The 22,445-nt window shown below is 69.1% G+C and carries 20 protein-coding genes; 10 read left to right on the top strand and 10 right to left on the bottom strand.

What is annotated here, in order from left to right:
• The first annotated feature begins 14 nt into the window (after window positions 1-14).
• Entirely contained in the window at window positions 15-698 is a 684-nt protein-coding gene (locus tag ACGFI6_RS38895; RefSeq protein WP_393127685.1) for a DUF5317 domain-containing protein, read from the top strand.
• Here ACGFI6_RS38895 and ACGFI6_RS38890 read toward each other — a convergent pair.
• Both ACGFI6_RS38890 and ACGFI6_RS38885 read right to left on the bottom strand, forming a co-directional pair.
• Window positions 660-1,943, bottom strand: a complete 1,284-nt coding sequence (locus tag ACGFI6_RS38890) for an HD-GYP domain-containing protein (RefSeq protein WP_393127684.1) — start codon at window positions 1,941-1,943, stop codon at window positions 660-662. The genes ACGFI6_RS38895 and ACGFI6_RS38890 overlap by 39 nt on opposite strands.
• Complete coding sequence (locus ACGFI6_RS38885; RefSeq protein ID WP_393127683.1) at window positions 1,940-3,217, bottom strand: HD-GYP domain-containing protein; 1,278 nt, start codon at window positions 3,215-3,217, stop codon at window positions 1,940-1,942. The genes ACGFI6_RS38890 and ACGFI6_RS38885 overlap by 4 nt, the downstream gene beginning before the upstream one ends.
• Before the next feature lie 352 nt (window positions 3,218-3,569).
• Between ACGFI6_RS38885 and ACGFI6_RS38880 the strand changes: the two genes are divergently transcribed.
• Window positions 3,570-3,644 carry a 50S ribosomal protein bL37 gene (locus ACGFI6_RS38880; RefSeq protein ID WP_369759046.1) on the top strand — a complete coding sequence of 25 codons (75 nt, stop codon included), beginning with the start codon at window positions 3,570-3,572 and terminating at the stop codon, window positions 3,642-3,644.
• Window positions 3,645-3,901: 257 nt separating this feature from the next.
• Window positions 3,902-6,370, top strand: a complete 2,469-nt coding sequence (locus ACGFI6_RS38875) for an NB-ARC domain-containing protein (protein ID WP_393127682.1) — start codon at window positions 3,902-3,904, stop codon at window positions 6,368-6,370.
• Between the two features lie 12 nt (window positions 6,371-6,382).
• Here ACGFI6_RS38875 and rsrA read toward each other — a convergent pair whose 3' ends face one another.
• From rsrA to ACGFI6_RS38855, 4 genes are all read right to left on the bottom strand, one after another.
• Complete coding sequence (gene rsrA / locus ACGFI6_RS38870) at window positions 6,383-6,661, bottom strand: mycothiol system anti-sigma-R factor (protein WP_393127681.1); 279 nt, start codon at window positions 6,659-6,661, stop codon at window positions 6,383-6,385.
• Window positions 6,658-7,320, bottom strand: coding sequence for a sigma-70 family RNA polymerase sigma factor (locus ACGFI6_RS38865; RefSeq protein ID WP_393127680.1), 663 nt, complete (start codon window positions 7,318-7,320; stop codon window positions 6,658-6,660). Before ACGFI6_RS38865 ends, rsrA begins: the two co-directional genes overlap by 4 nt.
• Window positions 7,321-7,443: 123 nt before the next feature.
• Window positions 7,444-8,085, bottom strand: coding sequence for an alpha/beta family hydrolase (locus ACGFI6_RS38860; protein WP_393127679.1), 642 nt, complete (start codon window positions 8,083-8,085; stop codon window positions 7,444-7,446).
• A gap of 46 nt (window positions 8,086-8,131) precedes the next feature.
• A complete protein-coding gene (locus tag ACGFI6_RS38855) occupies window positions 8,132-8,917 on the bottom strand; it encodes an SOS response-associated peptidase (protein WP_393127678.1) in 786 nt (261 codons plus the stop codon).
• 78 nt (window positions 8,918-8,995) lie between these two features.
• Between ACGFI6_RS38855 and ACGFI6_RS38850 the strand changes: the two genes are divergently transcribed.
• The 4 genes from ACGFI6_RS38850 to ACGFI6_RS38835 all read left to right on the top strand — a co-directional run bounded on the left by ACGFI6_RS38850 (window position 8,996) and on the right by ACGFI6_RS38835 (window position 12,826).
• On the top strand, window positions 8,996-9,448 hold the full coding sequence (locus ACGFI6_RS38850; RefSeq protein WP_393127676.1) for a MarR family winged helix-turn-helix transcriptional regulator: 453 nt from the start codon (window positions 8,996-8,998) through the stop codon (window positions 9,446-9,448).
• 5 nt (window positions 9,449-9,453) lie between these two features.
• The gene (locus ACGFI6_RS38845; RefSeq protein WP_393127675.1) at window positions 9,454-9,942 is read left to right on the top strand and encodes a universal stress protein; all 489 of its coding nucleotides are present in this window, start codon (window positions 9,454-9,456) and stop codon (window positions 9,940-9,942) included.
• Window positions 9,943-10,035: 93 nt separating this feature from the next.
• Window positions 10,036-11,772, top strand: a complete 1,737-nt coding sequence (locus ACGFI6_RS38840) for an MFS transporter (protein ID WP_393127674.1) — start codon at window positions 10,036-10,038, stop codon at window positions 11,770-11,772.
• Window positions 11,773-11,827: 55 nt separating this feature from the next.
• Window positions 11,828-12,826: a hypothetical protein gene (locus tag ACGFI6_RS38835; protein ID WP_393127673.1), complete on the top strand. Its 999-nt coding sequence runs from the start codon at window positions 11,828-11,830 to the stop codon at window positions 12,824-12,826.
• An 86-nt stretch (window positions 12,827-12,912) separates the two neighbouring features.
• On the opposite strand, the gene ACGFI6_RS38830 is transcribed toward ACGFI6_RS38835, so the two are convergent.
• A complete protein-coding gene (locus tag ACGFI6_RS38830; protein WP_393127672.1) occupies window positions 12,913-13,728 on the bottom strand; it encodes a hypothetical protein in 816 nt (271 codons plus the stop codon).
• A gap of 285 nt (window positions 13,729-14,013) precedes the next feature.
• Here ACGFI6_RS38830 and ACGFI6_RS38825 point away from each other — a divergent pair, with 285 nt between their 5' ends.
• From ACGFI6_RS38825 to ACGFI6_RS38815, 3 genes are all read left to right on the top strand, one after another.
• A complete protein-coding gene (locus ACGFI6_RS38825) occupies window positions 14,014-16,332 on the top strand; it encodes a sigma-70 family RNA polymerase sigma factor (RefSeq protein WP_393127671.1) in 2,319 nt (772 codons plus the stop codon).
• 261 nt (window positions 16,333-16,593) lie between these two features.
• Complete coding sequence (gene aspS / locus ACGFI6_RS38820) at window positions 16,594-17,877, top strand: aspartate--tRNA(Asn) ligase (RefSeq protein ID WP_393127670.1); 1,284 nt, start codon at window positions 16,594-16,596, stop codon at window positions 17,875-17,877.
• A 13-nt stretch (window positions 17,878-17,890) separates the two neighbouring features.
• Window positions 17,891-18,745 carry a phosphotransferase family protein gene (locus ACGFI6_RS38815; protein WP_393127669.1) on the top strand — a complete coding sequence of 285 codons (855 nt, stop codon included), beginning with the start codon at window positions 17,891-17,893 and terminating at the stop codon, window positions 18,743-18,745.
• Here ACGFI6_RS38815 and ACGFI6_RS38810 read toward each other — a convergent pair.
• The 3 genes from ACGFI6_RS38810 to ACGFI6_RS38800 form a co-directional block, all read right to left on the bottom strand.
• Window positions 18,728-20,350: an HNH endonuclease gene (locus ACGFI6_RS38810; protein WP_393127667.1), complete on the bottom strand. Its 1,623-nt coding sequence runs from the start codon at window positions 20,348-20,350 to the stop codon at window positions 18,728-18,730. The two genes, ACGFI6_RS38815 and ACGFI6_RS38810, sit on opposite strands and share 18 nt — an antisense overlap.
• A 99-nt stretch (window positions 20,351-20,449) precedes the next feature.
• Entirely contained in the window at window positions 20,450-21,682 is a 1,233-nt protein-coding gene (locus ACGFI6_RS38805) for a serine hydrolase domain-containing protein (protein WP_393127666.1), read from the bottom strand.
• Window positions 21,683-21,747: 65 nt separating this feature from the next.
• The gene (locus ACGFI6_RS38800; protein WP_393127664.1) at window positions 21,748-22,416 is read right to left on the bottom strand and encodes a DUF4097 family beta strand repeat-containing protein; all 669 of its coding nucleotides are present in this window, start codon (window positions 22,414-22,416) and stop codon (window positions 21,748-21,750) included.
• Between the last annotated feature and the right edge of the window lie 29 nt (window positions 22,417-22,445).

Here is a 22,445-nt window from a genome sequence, read left to right as displayed (position 1 = left end):
GCAGAATCTCTTCCGTGCTGCTGGTCCTCCTCGTCATGGTGCTCGCCGCCGGGACGGGACTCGCGACCGGCGGACGGTTCGGCAACCTGGCCGGCAACACGTTGACGGGCGTGCACTGGCTCGCGGCCGCGGCGATCGGGCAACTGCTCGGCGCACTCTTCGGCGGTACGGCGTACCCGGTCGGGCTGATCGGATCCGCGGCCTGCATCGTCGTCTTCCTGCGGCTGAACCTGCGGCATCCCGGCGTCGGCCTGCTGGCGTTAGGGTTCCTCAGCAATGCGTTGGTGGTCGCGCTCAACGGTGCGATGCCGGTGTCGCTGCGGGCGCTGGAACGCGCGGGCGTCGGCAACACGATGGTGACCGACGCGCGGCACGAGGTCGCGGACGCGGCGACCCGGCTGCGCTGGCTCGGTGATGTCGTACCGGTGGCCCTGCCCGGACTGGGACAGGCGATCAGTCCGGGCGACGTACTGATCGCGGCCGGAGCCGGTCTCCTGCTGTACGCCGGCATGGGTGGATCGGGCCGCGTACCGACGACGAACGCGCCGGTATGGGACGACCTCGAAGCATGTGCAGGTACGCCCGCGCTGCTTCACCTGTCCCCCAAGGCGAGCCGCGAACTGGAGGCGCCGCAAGCCCGGCACGGCCGGACGGCCAGGTCAGAAACGGAAGCCGCGGCCGACGATCCGGCGGAGTGACTCGACCACGATCGGGTCGTACTCGGCGCCGATGCCCAGGCCGATCGACTCCATCGCCTTGCCCGGCGTCTGCCCGGACCCTTCGCCGACGAGCTGCTCGTAGGCCAGTGCGACGTTCACGATCCCGCTCTCCACCGGGATCGACGCGTCGTTCGCGCGGCCGTGCCGGTACGGGTCGTTGGAGTGCCGGACGATCTCCGCGACATGGTCCAGTACGCCGGACCGCTCGATCACCGAGGCCCCGATCGCCGCAGCCCGCTGCCGCTCCTCCCTGGTACGCAACAACGAGGCCCCGCCCGGACTCGGATCCGCCAGCGCCAACTGCCCGACGCCCGACAGCAGGGCCGCGTACTCCAGCGCCTCCACCCGCGACGGCGTCAGGCCGAGATCGTTTCCGATCGCCACCGCCAGCGTCGCCGTCCGCGCGTTCTGCCCCGGGCTGCTGAAGCCCGCGATCTCGGTACTGCGAGCCATGGACCGCACCGTCGTCCGGTACGTCCGCTGCGCCGACGCGAACCGCCGGAACGCGAACTGGGTCAGCAACAACGGCACCACCACCAGCGGCACCGCCCAGAGCCCGAGCAGCGACGTACCGGCCGCCAGCAGTACGCCGCCGAGGCCCATCGCCATCCCGATCTGGCCCATCACCGTCAGCTCGTCGCGCAGGGCGGCCGGGAAAGGTTTGTTCTCCGTCTCGGTCGCCTGGCCGGCGCCCACCAGCGCGTCCACGACGCCCGCGGTCAGGACACCCAGCAGCATCGCCAGGCACAGGGGCGCAGCGTGCCGCCAGGAGCCGTTCCAGCCCAGGTCCACAGGGATGACCGCGGAGAACACCAAAGCCGTACAGGCGACCGACAGGGCTCGCCGGCTGGACACGACGATGTCCCACCGCAAGCCGGCGATCGCCCGGGGGCAGATGCCGATCATGGTGGCGAGGGTGGTGACGACGATGATCTGCGCGACGCTCGGCGGCGTCTCCAGCGACGGGCCTCTGAGCATCGCGTACGCCAGCGCGGCACTGGTGGCGATCGGTGCCCGGTTGCGGCTCCGGTCGACGTTGAACTGGACCATCTCGCCGATCGCGATCAGGGCGCCGAAAGTCAGCGCGAACGCCCACTCGCTGACGCCCTCGCGCGCGGTCAGCACGGCGGACACCAGTCCGACCCCGAGGCCGGCCACGACGATCACGACGCCGCTGCCCATCCGCCGTACGTCCAGGCCGTCGGCGGGGTCCTGTGCCGTCACAGCGGCCCCGCCGCGTTCCCGGAGGCGCCGCCGCCGCTGCCGAGGCTGAGGTCGTCGTGGTCCACGGCCATCTGCACGCTGGTGTCCGGTGCGGGCTGCTCGGCGACCGGGGCCTTCCAGCCCTCGCGCTGGATGACGTCGACGAACGCGTCGACGAGCGCCGGGTCGAAATGCGAGAGCTTGTCCTTGACCAGGATCGCCAGCGTCTCGTCGATGGTCCGCGCCGGCCGGTAGGAACGGGTCGAGGTCAGCGAGTCGAACGCGTCGACGATCCCGATGATCCGGGCGAAGTACGGGATGTTGGTGCCGCTGAGACCGGCCGGGTAGCCGGTGCCGTCGTACTTCTCGTGGTGGTGCAGCACCGCCGACTTCACTTCCTCGAGGAACGGGATGTTCCCGATCAGCTCGACACCGCGCGCCGGGTGCAGCCGGATCGCGTCCATCTCGGTGTCGTCGAGCTTTCCCGGCTTGCGGATGATTCTGGTCGGTACGCCGACCTTTCCGACATCGTGCAGCAGGCCGGCATTCTCCAGCGCGGCCTGCCGGTCGGGCGACAGCCGGAGCTGCCGGCCGAGCATGCCGACGCCTTCGCTGACCCGCTCGGAATGACCGCGGGTGTAGAGGTCCTTGGTCTCGATGACCTGGATGAACGCGCGCAGCGTCGCGGCCTGGGCGTTCTTCTCCACCTCGTACTGCGAGAGGGCCCAGCGCGCGAACAGCAACGGCACCAGCACGAGCAGCCCCGCGACCGGTCCCAGCCCGCCGAGCCAGACGACCGCAAGCAACAGCCCGAGAAACCCGTACCCCGCCATCGGGAGGAAGGTCGGCACCACGACCTGACGGAAGAAGTCCACGGGGCTTGCCTTGCCGTCGATCCAGATCACCAGGCACACCAGCGCCGCGTTCGCGATGTGCAGCGCGACCGTCGCGGCCATCGTCGCGGCGATCGCGCGGAACTCGTGGTCGAGGGCCCCGTCCCCGACCGGGCCGTTGGCCAGCGTGTAGGCAATACCGCCGGCCGCAGTGGCCAGAACGCGCTGAGCCACATTGAAGGCTCGCCGCTCCCAGGGCAACCGCCGACGCAGTTGCGGCAGATACGCGACCCCGGCCGCGATGATCGCCGCCCACGGACCGCTGATGACGTAGACCGTCATCAGCACGACCGAGTCCAGCGAAGCCAGATAACTACTGCCGACGGAGAAGCGCAGGAATCCGCCGATCAGCATCAGCAGACACAGCACGACCAGCGTCCAGACATCGGTGACACGCGTCACCGCCAGCACAAGGATGACAACAGCCAGAAGGGAAGCGGCAGAGACGAAGACACGAAGCGCCTGATGCCTCATGCCTCGACCACCCTGCTTCCATCCGGAATGCGCCGGATCACCAGTCCCAGAAGTCGCCGCTCATGATACGTCACCTCCTATCAGCGTTCGCAGTCTTACGCCCCGCAGATCTGGAGGGCGTAGGAGGGCAGACAGCAACTCGCTGACTGATACTTATTTTGCTCCTAGAACCTGCGCCGAAACACTGTAAGCCCGATCGTGACCGGCCGCCGACTACGCGAGGATCGGGCATGGTATGAGAGACTGTGACTCTTTGCAGTTGTTTCAAGGAGGCTTAGGAATGGGAAAGACCGGCCGGAAGCGCCGTGCACGCAAGAAGAAGGGCGCTAACCACGGCAAGCGCCCGAACGCCTGACTCAGGCGGCTACAGACAGCGAGGACCTCGGAGAAATCCGGGGTCTTTGCGATTTGGTCACAGCTTTACAGCAGACCAGCGATATAACAGGTCCTGTATTCGGAGAGTCCCCACCCGCATACTGAATGCTATCTTTCAAACGATCGTTGGGGACCTGTGGACAACGACCGTCACCCGTCGGAGGATCCCCCTAGAGTTGGGCCCGAAGATTTCGGTACTGACCGATAGCGGGCCTTGGATCCAAGGAGGGTGAGCGAGTGGGCGAGCCGGCGACGCCGACGCTGAGCGAGCTGCTCCGTACCTTCCGCACCCGCGCGGGCCTGACCCAGGCCGCGCTGGCCGCCCGGGCCGGCCTCAGCGAACAGGCGATCAGCGTGCTCGAGCGCGGCACCCGTAGCCGCCCGCGGGCCGACACCGTCCGTTCCCTCGTCGAGGCCCTGAGCCTCAGCACCGCCGAGGCGACCCAGTTCCACACCGTTGCCCGGGGCAAGATCGGCACGCCGCGCAGGCCGGCGCCCGCGGCCGCGACCGACGACGTACCGACGCCGTGGCAGCTGCCGCCCGCTGCTCCGGACTTCACCGGCCGCGCGGCCCAGGTCGACGCAATCCTTTCCGTGCTTCGCGATTCGTCCGGTGCCGGAGCTCCGGCGGTCGGCCTGGTCACCATCACCGGGATGGGCGGCATCGGCAAGACCACGCTCGCCGTGCACGTCGCGCACAAGCTCGTCGACAGCTTCCCGGACGGCCACCTGTACCTCAATCTGCGCGGGTACGGGCCGGGCGAGCCGGTGCCTCCGATCGACGCCCAGCGGCACCTGCTGCGCTCGCTCGGCTCGGACGTCGGCTCGATCCCTGACGAGGTCGACGCCGCCACGGCCCTGCTGCGATCCCAGCTCGCCGGCCGCCGCGTGCTCCTGCTGCTCGACAACGTGGCCGAGGTCGCACAGGTGCTGCCCTTGCTGCCCAGCCATCCGGGATCGGCGGCGATCATCACCAGCCGCGGTTCGCTGGCCAACCTGTCGGGGTCCCGGCAGATCATGCTCGACGCGCTCTCGGAATCGGAGTCGGTGGATCTGCTGGCCGGCGTCATCGGGCCGACCCGCGTCGCCGCGGAGCCGGACGCCACCAGGATCCTGGCCTCGTACTCCGGACGGCTGCCGCTCGCGATCCGGCTCGTCGGCGGCCGGCTCGCGACCCGGCCGACGTGGCCGATCCAGCACTTCGTCGACGTACTGCAGGACGAGGAGCGCCGGCTCGACAGCCTCGGGGCCGATGAGACCGGCGTCCGCGCGAGCATCGCCAGCTCTGTGCAGTTCCTCGCGACCAGCGACCGCGATCTCGACCGCCAGGCCGCCGCGGCCCTGCCGTGGCTGGCCGTTCCGGACGGCTCGGACCTCACGACGGGCGTCGCCGCCGCGGTCCTAGAGCTGCCCCTGCGCCGGGCGGATGCGATCGTCGAGCGCCTCGTCGACCTCAATCTGCTGGAGTCCGTCGCACCGGCGCGCTTCCGCTTCCACGACCTCATCCGCGCCTACGGTCGCGAGGTCGCCGACCAGACCTTCTCCCCCACCGAACGTGACGAGGCCCTGTCCCGGGTCCTCCGCTACTACACGGAAGCGGCGTGGGCCTGCCAAGCACTCACCCACGCAGGCAACCCACGGTTGCCGCTGGCCACGGTCGGTACCAGCGGGCTGCTTCCGGTCTTCAGCGGCCGCGAAGCGGCGTTGCGCTGGCTGGACCTGGAGCAGCGAAACCTGATGGATCGCTACCGCCAGGCGCGTCAGTCGAGTCTGGCGGACAGCGCGCTGCTCGCCGAGATGCCGCTGGCGCTCTTCGGCTATCACGAGTCGCGACGCCGCTGGCAGGAGATGCGAGAGCTCGGCGCCGGGTCGGTCGAGCTCGCACTGCGGCACGGCCGGCGCGCGGTGGCCGCCTGGCTGCAGCACGACAACGCGATTCCGGATGCGGAGACAGGCCGGGCCGGCGCGGCGGTCACCCGCATCCAGCGCGCCCTGCAGATGTTCACCGACATCGACGATCGCTTCGGTCAGGCGCGCTGCTGCTCGTCGCTGGCCTATCTGCTCGGGCTGGAGGGAAAGATCGACGACGCGCTGGCGTACGGCCGGATAGCCCTCTCGCTGAGCCGCACCATCAAGGACACCACGCTGGAGGGTGTCTCGCTCACGGCGGTCGGCGGGCTCTACGACCGTACCGGGGACTTCGCGCGGGCCGACGAGGCGTTTGCCCAGGCCATCGACCTGGCCGAGCAGGCGAACGACACCCGGGCGATCTTCAAGCGCTACCTCAACGCGTCGTTCGTCCACGTTCAAGTGGGCCGCTACCAGGACGCGGTACGGATGGCTGAGTACGCGCTGCACGTGGTCGAATACGCGGGCGACGCGACGTTCCAGGGCGAGAGCCACCACTTGCTGGCAATCGCGCACGCGGCCCAAGGCGACTTCACTGCCGCGGCCGGCCACATCGAGTCGGGCCTGCAGATGGCCCGTACCGCCCATGACACAGAACGCGAAGGGCGGCTGTACGTCGAACTCGCCAGAATCAATGCGGCGCGTGGTGACCGGGCCTCGGCGGCCGATCAGTTGCATACCGCAATGACGATGCTCCGGAATGGAGCCGACGTTTACTACGCCGACGCCCGTGAACTACTCGCGAAACTCCACCGCGGGGAAATCGACCACTACCAGGTCGTCGTGTACTCGATCTGACGTTTGATCAAATCAATCGGTCGTCGTGATCGTTGTTTCGATTTGGATTTGGGTTAGGCGCAGGAGGATTTTCTGGCGCAGCGCGTCGGGCGCATGGTCGGAGCCGCAGGAGCGGTGGACCAGTTTCTTGACGCAGCGTTCCAGGTCGTACTCGTCCAGGCACGGGGCGCACTCTTGGAGGTGCTGCCGGATCTCGTCCGAACTGGCGTCTTCGAGTTCGTTGTCGATGAAGACGTAGACCCGTTGCAGGATCTCCCCGCAGTCGACGTCGTGGGGCTCGCCGCAGCTCACGACTCCTCCTTCTTCGCAGCTGAGTCGGTGCTCGACGCGGCCGCGTCCGTGCTCTGGTCCGGGCTCTCGTCCGGCTCGGGGATCAGACCGCGGTCCCGGGCGTAGTCGCCGAGCAGCTCACGCAACTGGCGCCGCCCGCGGTGCAGCCGCGACATCACCGTACCTACCGGTGTGCCCATGATCTCGGCGATCTCCTTGTAGGCAAAGCCCTCGACGTCGGCCAGGTACACAGCCAGCCGGAAGTCCTCCGGGATGGCCTGCAGGGCCGACTTGACGTCGGAGTCTGGCAGGTGCTCGAGAGCGACCGCCTCGGCCGACTTCAGTCCACCGGGAGTGTGCGACTCGGCGGCGGTGAGCTGCCAGTCCTCGATCTCCTCGGTCGGCGACTGCGTCGGCTGGCGCTGACGCTTCCGGTAGCCGTTGATGAACGTGTTGGTCAGGATCCGGTACAGCCACGCCTTGAGGTTGGTGCCCGGCGTGAACTGGTGGAACGAGCTGTACGCCTTCGCGAAGGTGTCCTGTACGAGGTCCTCGGCGTCGGCCGGATTGCGGGTCATCCGCATCCCGGCGGCGTACATCTGGTCCAGGAACGGCAGCGCTTCACGCTCGAACCGCGCGGTGCGCTGCTCGGGTGTCTCGGTCGTGGTGGGAGTCGGCATCGGGATCGAGAATACCGGCATCTTCCCAGCAGTCCGCTCCGGAGCCTGTCTCGTCGCCATCATGTACGTCACAACACGCCCCGTCGCAGGCGCATTCCCGGGCGTACAGGGCCCTTCGAGCCGTCAGCCGGAGATCTCGCGGATCACCCATTCGAACACCGCTTCGACGAGCAGGTCGTACGTCTCCTGCTGGTCCAGCTCGGCGCGCTTCGGCACCTTGAACGCGTGGTCGGCGTCCGGGACGACCGCCATCTCGGTGAGCGGGGGGAACTCCTCCGGCGTACCGAACGGGTCCCGCTCCCCCTGGACGACGAGCGTCGGCAGGCCGGCGCCCTGGAGCTCACCGACCCGCGACTTCTCCGGCTTCCCGGGGGCGTGCAGCGGGAAAGCCATTGCCAGTACGCCGGACGCGCCCAGACTGCTCGCCGTCCGGCAGGCGACGCGCGCGCCGGCGCTGCGGCCGCCGATCACCAGCGGCGTCCGGACCCGGAGCTGGCCGATGATCGAGATCCAGGCCTCGTCGAGCAGCTTCGGCGCCGGGGCGAGCTTGCGGCCGGCCCGGCGCCAGGGCTGCTCGATCAGGAACACGTTGATGTCCTGCTTCGGCAGCCGGGCGGCCAGGGCGGTCAGGTCACCGGACTCGATCCCGGCCCCGGCACCGTGACCGAGAGCCAGCGTCGCCACCGGGCGGCGGGCGCGATGCGCCACGATCCGCGCCTCTCCGTGCGGCGTCCCCACAATCCGTTCGTCGGTCACCCGCCCCATCCTGTCATCAGGACCGGTGGAGCGTGGGAGCGAAACCCAGAAGAGCTCAGAAGAGCGTGCTCGGGCCGTCCTGTGGGTCCTGGCCGTCGGGCGGCAGCGGGTCCATGAGGTGGCGGCCGTTGTTCTTCACGGAGCCGACGGCCTTGGAGACGGCGTACGCCTCGAGACGGCCGGGAGCGGCCGGTACCAGGAGCTCGATCAGCTCGTCGGGGTCCGAGGACAGGGGGTCGAGCCAGGAGTCGTACCGCTCGCGCTCGACGAGCAGCGGCATCCGGTCGTGGATCCGGCCGAGGTCGTCGGTGGCCGACGTGGTGAGCACCGTGCAAGTCCACAGCCAGGCGTCGTCGGAGTCCGCGTCCTCGACCGACTTGTCCCGCCAGATCTCGTACAGCCCGGCCATCGCCAGGACGCTGCCGTCCGGCGGGTGGATGAAGTACGGCTGTTTGACGGGCTTCCCGTTCAGCTTCTCCTCGGCGGTGTACCACTCGTAGTACCCGTCGGCGGGCAGGATGCAGCGCCGGGTGGCGAACGCCTTCTTGAAGGCCGGCTTCTCGGCGACCGTCTCCATCCGCGCGTTGATCAGCCGGCTGCCGATCGAGGTGTCCTTGGCCCAGGACGGCACCAGACCCCACTTGACCGTGGTCAGCTTCCGGACCGTCTCGTCGGGCTGCTCGCGGTTCTTCCGCTCGACGACCGCGATCACCTGGTTGGTCGGCGCGACGTTGTAGTTCTCGCCGAGGTCCTCGACGGACTCACGCACGTTGCCCGCCTCGATCTCGAACTCCGCGACCAGATCCGACGGCGCCCGCCCGGACGCATACCTACCGCACATGCGACCAGCCTAGACACCTGCACCGACACGCTGCAGATCACATAGCTTGAGCTATATAACTGTGCCTATACTTGTCGTATGAGTACCCGCAGCGCCACGGTGGGCGAGGCTCTCTTCGGTCTGGCGACGGTTGCGATCCGGCGCCGCCCGCGCACGCTCAGCCTGACGGCAGCCTCCGTACTGTCCACGCTGGAGCGCACCGGGCCGCGGCGACTGACCGACCTGGCCGTCAGCGAAGAGGTGACCCAGCCGTCGATGACCGCGCTGGTCACGCAGCTGGCCGACCTCGGTCTGGTCGAGCGCCGCCGCCATGCCGCGGACGCCCGCGTCGTCCTCGTTGCCAGTACGGACACCGGCAGCGCCCGGCTCCGCGACATGCGGACCGAGGGCGCGTCGACCCTCACCGACCTGATCGACAAGCTCGACGACACCGACGCCGAGGCCCTGCATGCCGCCGTACCGGCGCTCGCACGCCTCATCCAGCTCGCCGGCGAGAGCCAGGACAGCCGCACCCCGTTGCCGAAGAGGTGACCAGAATGAACTACGACGCCGAAGCCCGCGAACCTCTCTCGCGCCGCCTCCCCCGGGACCTTCCCACCGCGGAGCCGGCGATCGTCGTCGGCCTCGACGGTTCGACGACCAGCTGGGACGCCTTCGCGTGGGCGGCCGGCGAGGCGCTCCGGACCAACGGCCGCCTGGTCGCGGTGTACGTGATGCCGTACTCCGATCCGACCGCGGCGCTCGGCGTTCCGTACGACTTCGCCGCCGCCCGCGACACCCAGAAGGAACTCGCCGCCGAGATCGAGGCCGAGGCCGGCCGCCGAGCCCAAGAGGCCGGCGTCCAGCTGAGCTTCGTCGGCGAGTACGGCGACGCGATCGGCACGCTGTCCGACGTCGCCCGCGAGGTCGACGCCCGCCTGGTCGTCGTCGGCCGCTCCTCGAAGCGCTGGCACCGCCTCACCGGCTCCCTGGGCCACCGCCTCACCTGCCGCAAGGACGCCCCGGTCGTCGTCGTGGTGCCATAACCGCGCCGTAACCCCCCAGCGGAGGTCAGCCTCCGGGTACGAGATATACTTAGCTTTGCTAAGCAAATTACCTCTCTCTGGGGAAGTGCTCCTGTGACTTCAGGCGACAACTCCGTCCGTCGTTTCGCGGTCGAACGGGATCACCCGCACTACAAGTGGGTGGCACTGTCCAACACCACGCTGGGCGTCTTGATGGCGACCGTGAACTCCTCGATCGTGATCATCTCGCTGCCGGACATCTTCCGTGGCATCAAGCTCGACCCGCTGCGTCCGGGCAACGTCAGCTACCTGCTCTGGATGCTGATGGGCTTCCTGGTCGTCACCGCCGTCCTGGTCGTGACGCTCGGCCGGCTCGGCGACATCTACGGCCGGGTCAAGATCTACAACCTCGGGTTCGCGGTCTTCACGGCCGGTTCCGTGGCGCTCGTGTTCGATCCACTGACGCAGAGCGGCGGCGCGCTCTGGCTGATCCTGTGGCGGATCGTGCAAGGTGTCGGCGCCGCGATGCTGTTCGCGAACTCGACCGCGATCCTCACCGACGCGTTCCCCGCGGACCGCCGCGGCTTCGCGCTCGGGATCAACCAGGTCGCGGCGATCGGCGGCTCGTTCATCGGGCTGATCGTCGGCGGTGTGCTGGCACCGGTCGAGTGGCGGCTGGTGTTCTTCGTCTCGGTCCCGTTCGGCCTGCTCGGCACCATCTGGTCGTACCGCAGCCTGCAGGAGACCAGTACTCGGACCGCGGCCCGGATCGACTGGTGGGGCAACGCGTTGTTCGCGGTCGGCGTGACCGCGATCCTGGTCGCGATCACGTACGGGATCCAGCCGTACGGCGGGCACGAGATGGGCTGGACGAGCCCGTGGGTGCTGACCGGCCTGATCGCCGGCGTTGCGCTGCTGGTGGTGTTCTGCGTGGTCGAGGCGCGTACGACGGACCCGATGTTCGACCTGTCGCTGTTCCGGATCCAGGCGTTCTCCGCGGGCAACCTCGCGGGCCTGCTCTCGTCGGTCAGTCGTGGCGGGCTGCAGTTCATGCTGATCATCTGGCTGCAGGGCATCTGGCTGCCGCTGCACGGCTACAGCTTCGAGAGCACGCCACTGTGGGCCGGCATCTACCTGCTGCCGCTGACGGTGGCGTTCCTGATCGCGGGACCGTTGTCGGGCTACTTCTCCGACCGGCTCGGCGCACGGACCCTGGCCACCGGCGGGCTGCTCCTGGTCGCGCTGAGTTTCGCCGGGTTGATGGTGCTGCCAACCGATTTCAGCTACTGGGCGTTCGCAGGACTGCTGGTACTGAACGGCGTCGGCTCCGGATTGTTCTCGGCGCCGAACACCACCGCCATCATGAACAGCGTGCCGGCCAACCGGCGCGGCGCGGCTTCCGGCATGCGCGGCACCTTCCTGAACTCGGGGACGTCGCTGTCGATCGGCGTGTTCTTCACGATGATGATCGCCGGGCTGGCACAGACACTCCCCCGTACGCTCACCGACGGACTGCACGCGCACGGCGTACCGCAGGCCGTTGCCGCGAGCATCGGGAACCAGCCGCCGGTGGGCAGCCTGTTCGCGGCGTTCCTCGGCTACAACCCGATCGGGACCGCCCTCGGGGCCGTCCCGGCGTCGGCGATCAAGGGCGCGGACCTCAGTACCCTGACCAGCAAGCAGTTCTTCCCGGAACTGATCTCCGGCCCGTTCCACCACGGTCTGGTGATCGTGTTCGCGGTCGCGATCGGGATGTCGCTGGTCGGCGCCGCCGCATCCTTGTTCCGCGGCCCGCGCTACATTCACCTCGAGCCCGAACCCCTGCCGGCAGCCGCCGTGCAGGAGACCTGATCCGAACTTCCCGGCGGCTCCGAGCGTCAACAGTAGTCAGCAGTAAGGAGTTGTCATGCGAGTCGTGGTTTTGTGCGGCGGCGAGAGTTCGGAGCGGGACGTGTCCCGCTCGTCGGGCTGGGCAGTGGCGAAGGCGCTGACCGAGCGCGGCCACGAGGTGATGCTCGTCGACCCGGCCGCCGAGCAGCCGGTCCTCGCCGAGCGGGTGTCCGCCGACGACGCCGCCGTACTGGTGCCGTCGGTGCCACCGGCCGCGTCGGAGCGCGCTGCGCTCGGCCGACGGATGTACGCGACTCTCACCAGCGGCCCGGTCCACGAGCAGCTCCGCAACGCCGACCGGGTCTTCGTGGCGTTGCACGGCGGTTGGGGCGAGGACGGCCACGTGCAGGCGATGCTCGAACTGGCAGGCATCCCGTTCACCGGAGCCGGCAGTGACGTCTGCGCGATCACCTGGCACAAGGGCCGCAGCCAGGCGGTGCTCGAAGCGGCGGGGGTCCCGGTGCCGCCCCGGGTGCAGTTCGACCCGGCCGAGCAGCCGGAGCCGCCGGCCGGCATCAAGGATCTGCTCGCGAACGGGCCAGTGGTCGTGAAGCCGGTTGCCGAGGGCTCCAGTGTGGCGGTCCGGCTGGCGCACTCGATCGAGGACGTCACGGCCGACAGTCCCGTACTGATCGAGCCGTTCCTGAGCGGGCGGGAGTTCACCGTCGCAGTGATCGGCGGGAGCCCGTTGCCGGTCACGGAGATCGAGCTGACGACGCCGCTGTTCGACTACGAGGCCAAGTACCAGCCGGGCGCAGTCCGGGAGGTCTGCCCGGCAGCGATTCCCGCGGAGCTGGCCGAGCACCTGCAGGAGCTCGCGGTCCGGGCGCACCACGCCCTCGGCTTCGGTCGCTCGTACTCCCGCGCGGACTTCCGCTGCGACGCCGCCGGTACGCCGTACTGCCTCGAGGTCAACGCGCTGCCCGGGCTCACCCCCGGCAGCCTGGTCCCGGTCGCCGCGGCCGGCGCCGGCATCGGATACGCCGAGTTGATCGAGCGCTTGCTGGAGACATAAGGCGGCGGATCGCCCACCCCGTGTTGAGCGATCCGCCGCCGGTGTGATGCGCCCGGGCGCCCCCCTGTAGGCGTCCGGGCGCAAGTTCAGGGTCTGGCCAGTTCGTCGAGCAACCGCCCGGCCATGGCGTCACTGGCGGGCAGGCCCTCGATCCAGGTCCGGGCCAGCTGCGGTACGTCGGTGTCCAGCCGCCACTGCGTGATCAGGGCTCGTACCGTCGCGACCTGCTCCGGCAGGTTCGGCTCGCGGCCGACGACCGCCGCCGCGCGGTGTGTGCCGACGCGGCCCAGTACGTCACCGCCGCAGAAGACGATCCGCAGGCACTCCGCCACGTCGACGAGGCGGAGCTCGCGGTCGAACGGCGTCGTGCCCGGGGGATCGAGCGGTTCGACAACCACCAGTGCATGGGTTTGCGGTACGGAAGTTCCACGGAACTCCGCCTCTCGGTAGAGCTCGCCGAGCCGGGACCGCAGGTGCGCCAGGCTGGACAGCCCGGTCAGCGGGTCCTCGCAGGACAGCGAGTGCAGGTAGACAAGCGAGGCATCTGCCCAGCTGGAACTGAGTGCGCGTACCGCCGCGAAAGCCGGCTCGCCCCCGGCGATCGAGCGGTACAACGCACTCAGCCCATCAAGTGCCTCCACCAGTGAGACTCCATCGGCCGCGAGGCGGCGTCCGGTCTCGTCCGATGCAGGCACGACATCGGCACCGTCGGTGAGCGCCTCGGCGATCGCGAGATAGGCGCTGTGATCGGTACCAGGTGTGCCGAGCGGATCCCTCCGCCCGCTCGGTGGTTCGGTTGACGACGCCTCCGGCGCAGGCCGGGCGGGCGACCCCGCCAGGTTCAGGGACGGTTTGCTCGGACGCAGGTCGAGCCGTCGGCGGATGTCCGCGAACAGCGACATGGCCCTCCTCAGGTGTCCCGTCAGTCTCCCGACCGGCCGGCCGGAAGCGTCGTACGGCGATGAGACAGACCCGGTGCCGGTTCATGACGCGGATTCGCAGAAATTTCTCGGCACTTTTTTTCGCGTAACTTCGGGACTGGCGCTGTCGTAAGGAAAGAGGCACAGTTCCCGCGTCAGAGATGATGCGTTCGGGCGTCACACGTGGGAGCCTTGTCCTCGGCAACTAAAAGTGACGCACCGTCACGTTGCCGCACGGAGAGTTGTCACAGAGCCACGGGGAGACGGATGGAGACGCCGGACGGTCAGCCGGATGCACCGAGCGACGCCGAGCTGATCGCGCGTGTCCGCAACGGCGACCTGGACGCGTACGGCGAGCTGTACGCGCGGCACCACCATGCCGCCGAACGGATGGCCCGCCAGCTCGTACCGGCCAACGACGCCGACGACCTGGCCAGTGACGCGTTCTCGAAGGTCCTGGACGCGCTCCGCGCCGGCGGCGGCCCGGACGTCTCGTTCCGGGCCTACCTGCTGACGACGGTCCGGCGGGTGCACGTCGACCGGATCCGCTCCGGCAAGAAGGTGCAGTCCACCGGCGACATCGCCGCGTACGAGCGGGAGCCGGAGACGTTCGACGACCCGACCGTCACCGGCTTCGAGAGCGGTGCGGCGGCGAAGGCGTTCGCGAGCCTGCCGGAGCGCTGGCAGGCCGTGCTGTGGCACACCGAGGTCGAGGGCGAGAAGCCGGCCGCGATCGCGCCGCTGCTCGGCATGACCGCGAACGGCGTGTCCGCGCTCGCCTACCGGGCCCGCGAGGGCCTGCGGCAGGCGTACCTGCAGCAGCACCTGGCCGACGTCGCGGGCGACCGCTGCCGCTGGACGACCGAGCGCCTCGGCGCGTACGTCCGCGGCGGCCTCACCAAGCGCGAGAACAAGAACGTCCGCGAGCACCTGGACGACTGCGCCAAGTGCACCGCGGTGTACCTCGAGCTCGTCGAGGTCAACAGTGCGCTGCCGGCGCTGCTCGCCCCGGCCCTGCTGGGCACCGCGGGCCTCGGCTACCTGGCCGCTGCCTCGGGGGCGAAGATCGGCCTGGTCGGCTTCTTCGTCACCGGCTGGCGCAAGGTCACCGAGAACAGCACCCGCACCGCGGTCGGCGCCGGCGCCGTTGTGGTCGTCGCAGTCGCGGCGGTGCTGGCGGCGATGGCGCTCACCGGCAACGACACTCCCCCGGCCGCGATCGACCAGCCGCCCAAGCCGACCCAGTCGGCGCAACCGCCGGGGACCAACCCGACGCAACCGCCGGTCAAGCCACCGACGGTGAAACCACCCACAGTGCAGCCGCCGACCGTGAAGCCGCCGTCGACCAAGCCGACGACGGCACCGACCACGGCCCCCACGACCGCGCCCCCGACGACCGCGCCCACAACTCCGGCACCGACCACGCCCGTGCCGACGCCGACACCTCCGCCGAGTACGCCGCCGAAGCCGACCCCGACGACGCCGGTTCTCGACGAGGGCCTGGTGACGATCAGCATCCCGCACAGCGGCGGCGGCCCCGCTCCGGCGGACCGGCCAACAACCCGGTCCGCGCGGGCCGACGGTGCGCAGGCCGGCGGCGTCCGGTTCACGATCACGATCAAGACCCCCGCCGGGAACAAGAACCCGGTGGTGATCGGCCTCAAGTACGGCAGCGAGCTCGAGTGGCCGCTGGCCGGCAACCCGCCGGGCTGGACCTGTGTGCAGTCGACCGGCAAATGCACGGCGAGCAGCACCACGAACCCGCAGCCGATGGCGGTCACGTTCGCCGCGCCGACCGGCGGCACCGCCGCGCAACGGACGTTCACCGTCTCGGCCCGCACCGGCCGGCTGTACGACGACGACTCGGCGACCGTGAACGCCGCGGCCAGCACCGACGAGAACCTGCTCAAGATCGTGGACGGCAAGGCCGACCCGGACGTACACCACCGGATCCTGACCGTTGCCCCGCGCACCGGCCGGACCAGCGTGACGTTGAAGCTCGCGTACGGTTCCGCACTGGAGTGGCCGATCGCGGCCAGCCCGGCCGGGTGGAAGTGCTCGCGATCCACCGCGACCTGTACGGCGGCCAACCCCGACAAGCCGGCTCCGCTGCCCGCGAGCTTCGACGTACCGGACAAGTCGTCGGCCGCGGCGCGGACGTTCACTGTGACGGCGAAGGCCGACCTGGTCAGCGACGTCGACTCCGAGGTGCTGCCGGCGCTGCAGCAGGACGAGTCGCTGCTGCAGATCCTCACGCCGACCCCGCACACCGACCCGAACCCCTTCGTCTACAACAGGTTCCTGAAGGTGAACGGCGCCCAAGGCCGGCGGGTCGAGCTCGACATCTCCTGGGGCCGCAACCTGACCTTCCTGCCGTCGTGGGACCTGGGCTGGACCTGCGACCGGACCAGCGACATCCGCCGCGCGACCTGCTGGACGAACAACTACAAGAAGCCGCTCAACTCGGAGTGGAATGCGTGGCTGCCCGGGACCGGGTCCAACAACCAGTTCACCGTGCACGCCAGGGTGGGCGGCCGCGAGGACACCGACACGGCGCAGATCCCACCCTCGCAGTCCCGGCGGTGAAACCGGGTTGCAGGATCGCCTATCCTGGTTGTTGTTCGCGTTGACGGAACCAAGTAGTCCCGTACTGCACGTCCGAGAGAGTCGCCGGTAGCTGAGAAGGCGATACGTGCAGCGGTGGCGAAGACACTCCCGAGCGACTGCTGTGCAAGAGGCCAGACCGACCTGAGCTGTGCAGGTCTGGTGAAGGTGTGGTGGCACCGCGAGATTCCCCTTCGCCCACACCTCCGGGGTTCGAGAAATGACCTGGAGGTGAAACAGCAGATGCGCATTCTCAGCCATGAGATCCCCTCAGCAGTAGGCCAGTCCGTCACGGTGGCCGGCTGGGTGCACCGAAGACGACGGCTCGCAGCCGTCAGTTTCCTGATCCTGCGAGACCGTTCCGGCCTGGCGCAGATCGTCGTCAAGGGTCCGCAGGAGCAGCTGGACGAGCTGACCGAGGAGACAGTGGTTCAGGTGACCGGTACGGTCGCCGCGAACCCGCAGGCTCCTGGTGGCGCGGAGATCGTCGACCCGGTGATCTCGCTTCTGACGGAACCGGCGGAGACCCCGCCGATCGAGTTGTGGCGTCCGACCGTTTCGGCCGGACTGCCCGTCGTGCTCGACAACGCACCGGTCGCGCTGCGGCATCCGGTGGTACGGGCCGGCTGGGAGATTGCCGCGGCCGCGCTGCACGGGTTCCGGAGTGCGTTGGACGGTCAGGGGTTCACGGAGATCCAGACGCCGAAGATCGTCGGTACGGCGACCGAGTCGGGGGCGAACGTGTTCGCGCTGGACTACTTCGGCGGGCCCGCGTACCTGGCGCAGTCGCCGCAGTTCTACAAGCAGCAGATGGTCGGCGTGTTCGAGCGGGTCTTCGAGGTCGGTCCGGTGTTCCGTGCCGAGCCGCACGACACCGTTCGGCACCTGGCGGAGTACGTGTCGCTGGACGCCGAGTTCGGGTTCATCAGCGACCATCGCGACGTGCTCGCCGTCCTGCGGTCCACGATCGCCGAGATGCTGTCGGCGGTGGGTTCGCGGGCCGGCGGTGCGTTGGAGCGGCTCGGCGTCGAGGTGCCGTCGATCCCGGTCGACGTACCGGTGGTGCACTTCAGCGAAGCCCTGAAGATCGCCGGTGCGGACCCGGACGAGCCGGACCTGGCGCCCGCGGACGAGCGTGCGATCGGCGAGTGGGCGCTGCGCGAGCACGGCAGCGACTTCGTCGCGGTCGAGGGCTACCCGATGGTGAAGCGGCCGTTCTACACGCATCCGCAGCCGTCGGACCCCCGCTGGTCGAACTCGTTCGACCTGCTGTTCCGCGGCGTCGAGTTGGTCACGGGCGGCCAGCGCCTGCATCGATACTCCGAATACGCGGCGGCACTGGCGGCGCGGGGCGAGTCGGCGGACGCTCCGGCGTACAGCTCGTACCTGCAGGCGTTCAAGCACGGGATGCCGCCGCACGGCGGGTTCGCGATCGGGCTCGAGCGGTTCGTGGCCCGGCTGACCGGTGCCGAGAACGTCCGTGAGGTCACGCTGTTCCCCCGCGACCTGCACCGGCTGACACCCTGATGGCTTGGATTCCATGACGGAGAGCACCGCGTCGGTTGTCGCCGAGCTGAACGTTGCCCTAGGCACCGATTATCGGCTCGTGCGGCAACTGGCCGGTGGCTTCCAGTCCGGAGCATTCGAGCTGTCCGGCGGCGTGGTGCTGAAGTGGACCGACAACCCGGGCTGGGCACCCCGCGTCCAGCAGGCGGCCGAGCTGGTCCAGCGGGCGCGGGCCGTCGGTTATCCGACACCCCAGTGGCTGGCCGTTGGTACGACCGCCGCCGGATCGCCGTACCAGCTGCAGGCGTTCGTTCCTGGTACGCCGGTACGCGACTACTCGGTCGTCGACACGGCGCTCGCCAGAGAGCTGATTGCGATCTGCGAGCTGCAGCGCGACCTAGTGCCCGGCGATGGTGTGAGCTGGTCGGGCTGGTCGCGCGGTGTCGTGCTGGAGGGCTGGGACGGCGTCTGGGAACGCGTACGCCCGTACGGCGGCGAGCTGCTCCGGCGCTACGCCGAGCTGTGCGCACCGTACCGCTCGGCGTCCCTCCCGGAGGACGACTTCGTGCACGGCGATCTGAACCTCGGCAATCTAATTATCGACAACGGGCAGATCACCGGGATCGTGGACATCGAGGCGGCGGGCGGCGGATCGCGGGCGTACGACCTGGTGTGTCTGGCTGCCTCGGCGGCCCGCGACGGCGCCCAGCCGGGCGTCGACGAGTTGTTCGTGGAGGCGGCGCTCCGAGCCGGCGGCCGCGCGTCGGTTGCATTGTCGGCGGCCGCGGCGTACGTGAGCATCGCAGAGTTCGTCCACGACCGGTCGGCCGCTCCGGAGCCGATCGAGTACGGCGCCCGGCGGGTGCTCGAACTACTCGAGGCGGGATGACTCCGGAGCAGACCGTCCTGGAGGCACGCCAGAATCAGCCGAGGTCACTCGGTAGCGTCGGCCGACCGGGCTGACCCAGGTCGTCGCGCCATCAGGATCAGACGTGACGACCCAACCACCTTCATGTTTGAGGCGGTGGTGGTGACGGCAGAGACAATGGAGGTTGTCTGTGGTCGTGCGCCCGCCTTCCGCGAAGGCGACGCGGTGGTCCACATCCGCGAACTCGGCCGGCTGATTGCAGCCAGGAAATTGGCAGGTTCGATCGCGCTGGCGGACGAAGCGATCGACAGCGGCGTCCGGCGTGTACCTGTCCGGCCTCCCGGTCGGTGGTTCGTCACTGAGCCGAAGTCGGAGCCGGGACCGGCCTGCCGCCGTCCGAAGGCTCACGGTGAGGATGCGGGTGAGGTGCTTGAGCAGGGACTGCTGCGGAATCGGGCCGTAGTGTTCGGCGGTCCCTCCGGTCCCCTCTTCGCCGTCGATCAGCGCACGGATCTCGGCGCCCGTCGCGTGGATGACCACGGTGGCGTCTGCGCCGTTGGTCGGCTCTTCGCCCAGTTCAGCATCAGCCTTGCCGACCGGTCCGCCGACTGCGGAGCGTGGCAGGAGCCGCGCCAGGGCGATGTCGGCGCGCAGCTGATCCATGGAACGGGAATCGCCCTGCCGACGCCGGTACGCCGCCGCACGGGTCAGGCTGTTCATCACCGCGCTCGCGTCGAGTGCGTCCTGGGTGTGGATCAGCTCGGCCGTGCCGTCGCTGTTCGGGAAGATCCGCACTGACCGCTCATCCATCGCCCGAGCGTGGGACTTGCTGCGCGCTTCCGGCGAACGCCGCGCCGCCTCGTGCTGGGCTTGCTGCCGCACCTTCTGCAGTGGATGACTCCGCGCCCACTCCAGCATCGCGGTCTCGGCCGAACGCATCGCGTCCAGATCGTCCAGGACCGACAACTCTCGCACGATCAGGAACGCCGCCCGCTCGGTCAGTTCGCCTTCCGACAGCGCCCGCAACGTCTCAGGAAAGTTGTGCACCAGTTCGCAGGACGTGTGAATCCGGGCCGTCGCAGCACCCTTGTGCAGGTGCCAGACCAAGGCGAGCTCGTCAGCGGTTGACCGCAGATCGCCCGCCACCCACCGACGTTCGCCGGGCTCCGCGTCCCGATCCCCAGGCTCGGGATGACGGTGCCCCAGATCGGCTGACACTCCGCGCAACGAGGACTCGTACCCGCTGACCGCCTCGGCCTTCAGGGCAGCCAGCCGTGCCTCCAGCCGAACGATCGCTTCCTGCCGATCCAGCCAACCCGAGTCGTTCAGTTCAGACGTGTCCTGGAAGGCCACCGCCTCGAACAACCCCACGCCGCGCTGAGAGTCGTCCGGCACGTCATACCGGCCGAGTAGTCCGCACCGAGCTGCGAGGCTCGCATCAGCGCGCACCTGATCGACCAACGCCAAGAACTCGGCATCCCAGTGGCCGCCGCTTTGACGGTTTGTCTCACCCGCTCCAGCCGCCTGCGACGTCTCGGGCACTACGGACAGAGCGGTACGACCGGTCGGCGCTCCCGACGGGCCTGAACTCTCGCCGTATGCTCGGCCAGCCGGACGCCCACTCATGCATTCGATCATACGTTCGAATACCGCGATACACCAAATCCGTCCCGCAACCCTCGGCCGGCCTGCACTCTCGCGCAGGCCGGCCAACTCACAGCATCGTCAGTCGTCGAGTGCCTGGTAGAGCGTGGTCCAGAAGTCGTTCGCCAGCTGTACGGCGGACGGCACGGTGGTGCCGACCTGCGTGAGCAGTACGCCGACGACCTGGTTGACCGGGTCCGCGTACGTCGACGTACCGGCGCCGCCGTCCCAGCCGAACTGACCGACCGGCGCGTAGTCGCCGCGGTAGGTGCGAACGGCCATCCCGAAGCCCCAACCACCCTGCTGCCCCTGGCCGAACGAGATGTGCACGTTGTCGCGGGCCAACGCCTCCCGATCCACCAGTTGCGCAGCGGTGAGGCTGTTGCTGGTCATCAGCTCGACGGCCGGCCGCGACAGGATGCGCTGCCCGTCGTGGACGCCGTGGTTCAGCAGCATCCGGAAGTAGGCGTGGTAGTCGTCGGCGGTCGAGTTCAGCCCGCCGCCACCGCCCTGGAAGGCCGGCAGCGTGCTGTGCCGGCCGCCCTCGGCCTCGTCCCACACCTGGAACTCGCCGGTCGCCGGGTCCGGTGCGTACAGCGGAGGCAGCCGGTGGATCTGGTCGGCCGGCACATAGAACCCGGTGTCCTTCATACTGAGCGGCTCGAAGATCCGTTCGCGGAGGAACTCGTCGTACGACTGGCCGCTCACCCTGGAGACCAGGACGCCGAGCAGGTCGCTGCTGATCTGGTACTGCCAGCGCTCACCCGGCTGGTACATGAGCGGCAGCGTGCCGAGGCGGCGCATCCACTCGTCCTGCTCCGGCATCGGCACCGGCAGGTTCGGGGTGATGCCCTGCTCGAACAGTGCGGCCATGATCGGCGTACCGATCATCGTCATGTCCATGCCGAGCCCGAACGTCGAGGTAAGGATGTCCCGGACGGTGATCGGGCGCCGGGCCGGGACGGTGTCGTCGACCGGGCTGCCGATCGTCTTCAGGACCTGGCGGCCGGCGAGCTCGGGCAGCCATTCCTCGACCGTGTCGTCGAGCCGCAGCCGGCACTCGTCGAGCAGCACCATCGCCGCCGAGACCGCGACCGGCTTGGACGTCGACGCCATCCGGAAGATCGTGTCCCGCCGCATCGGCGCATCGCCGTCGTGACGCATGCTGCCGAGCGTCTCCACGTGCGGCGCGCCGTCGCCGCGGCTGACCAGCGCGACGACGCCGGGGATCTTCCCGGAGTCGACGTGCCGGTCCAGAACGTCATGCAGCCGGCGCAGTCCAGCCTCGGTGAAGCCGGAAGATGTCGTTGCCATGATGGTGGTTCTCCTTGATTTCAGGGTGTCGCAGGGGATGGTGTCGCGGAGCTGCCGAAGTGGGATCAGAGGCCGCGGGCGATGATGTCGCCGACGCTGGTGGTGGCGCGGATGCTCAGCTCCGCGGCGGCGCCGGCAGTGTTGTTGAGCGAGTTGCTGATCCGGCCGGTCGCGGTGCCGGCGTCCAGGGAGGCCGAGACCCCCGCGGCGGCGCCGATCTCCACGTTGCCGGCGTCGGTGCGGAGCACGACCTCACCCTGCACGGCCTCGGCGATCTTGATGTCGCCCTTGCTGGTACGGATCTCCGCCGGACCGTTCAGCTTGGCGACGTGCACGTCCCCGGCCGAAGTGGTGACGTGCGCCGCAGCGACCTCGTCCAGGTCGATGGTCCCGTGCGCGCTCTCGACGGTGAAGCCGGCGAACCGCCCGACCGCCTTGAGCTCGGCGCTGGCCACCTTCACCCGGACCTCGGAGCCGGCCGGCAGGTGCACACTGACCGCGACGGATCCGCTCGGCCCGAAGTACTGGTTCTTGGTCGGCACCAGGATCTGCAAGACACCGTCGGCGTACCCGACCTGGGCTTCCTCGGCCACTTTCACGTCACGGCTCTTCTTGGGGTCCGCCGGCAGCACCTCGACGGTGGTGTCGCCGCGCTCGGCGGCCACGAACTCGATGCGCCCGGCAGGCATGTCCAGGACTGCGGAGATCGGCTCGGGGGTGGTGTAGGTAGTCATCGTGGTGCCTTTCAAGTGGTTGCGAACTG

Source organism: Kribbella sp. NPDC048928, assembly GCF_043197975.1.
Taxonomy (GTDB): domain Bacteria; phylum Actinomycetota; class Actinomycetes; order Propionibacteriales; family Kribbellaceae; genus Kribbella.
The sequence above is the reverse complement of the archived record's forward strand: the minus strand, read 5'-3'. Positions and strand labels throughout refer to the sequence as shown.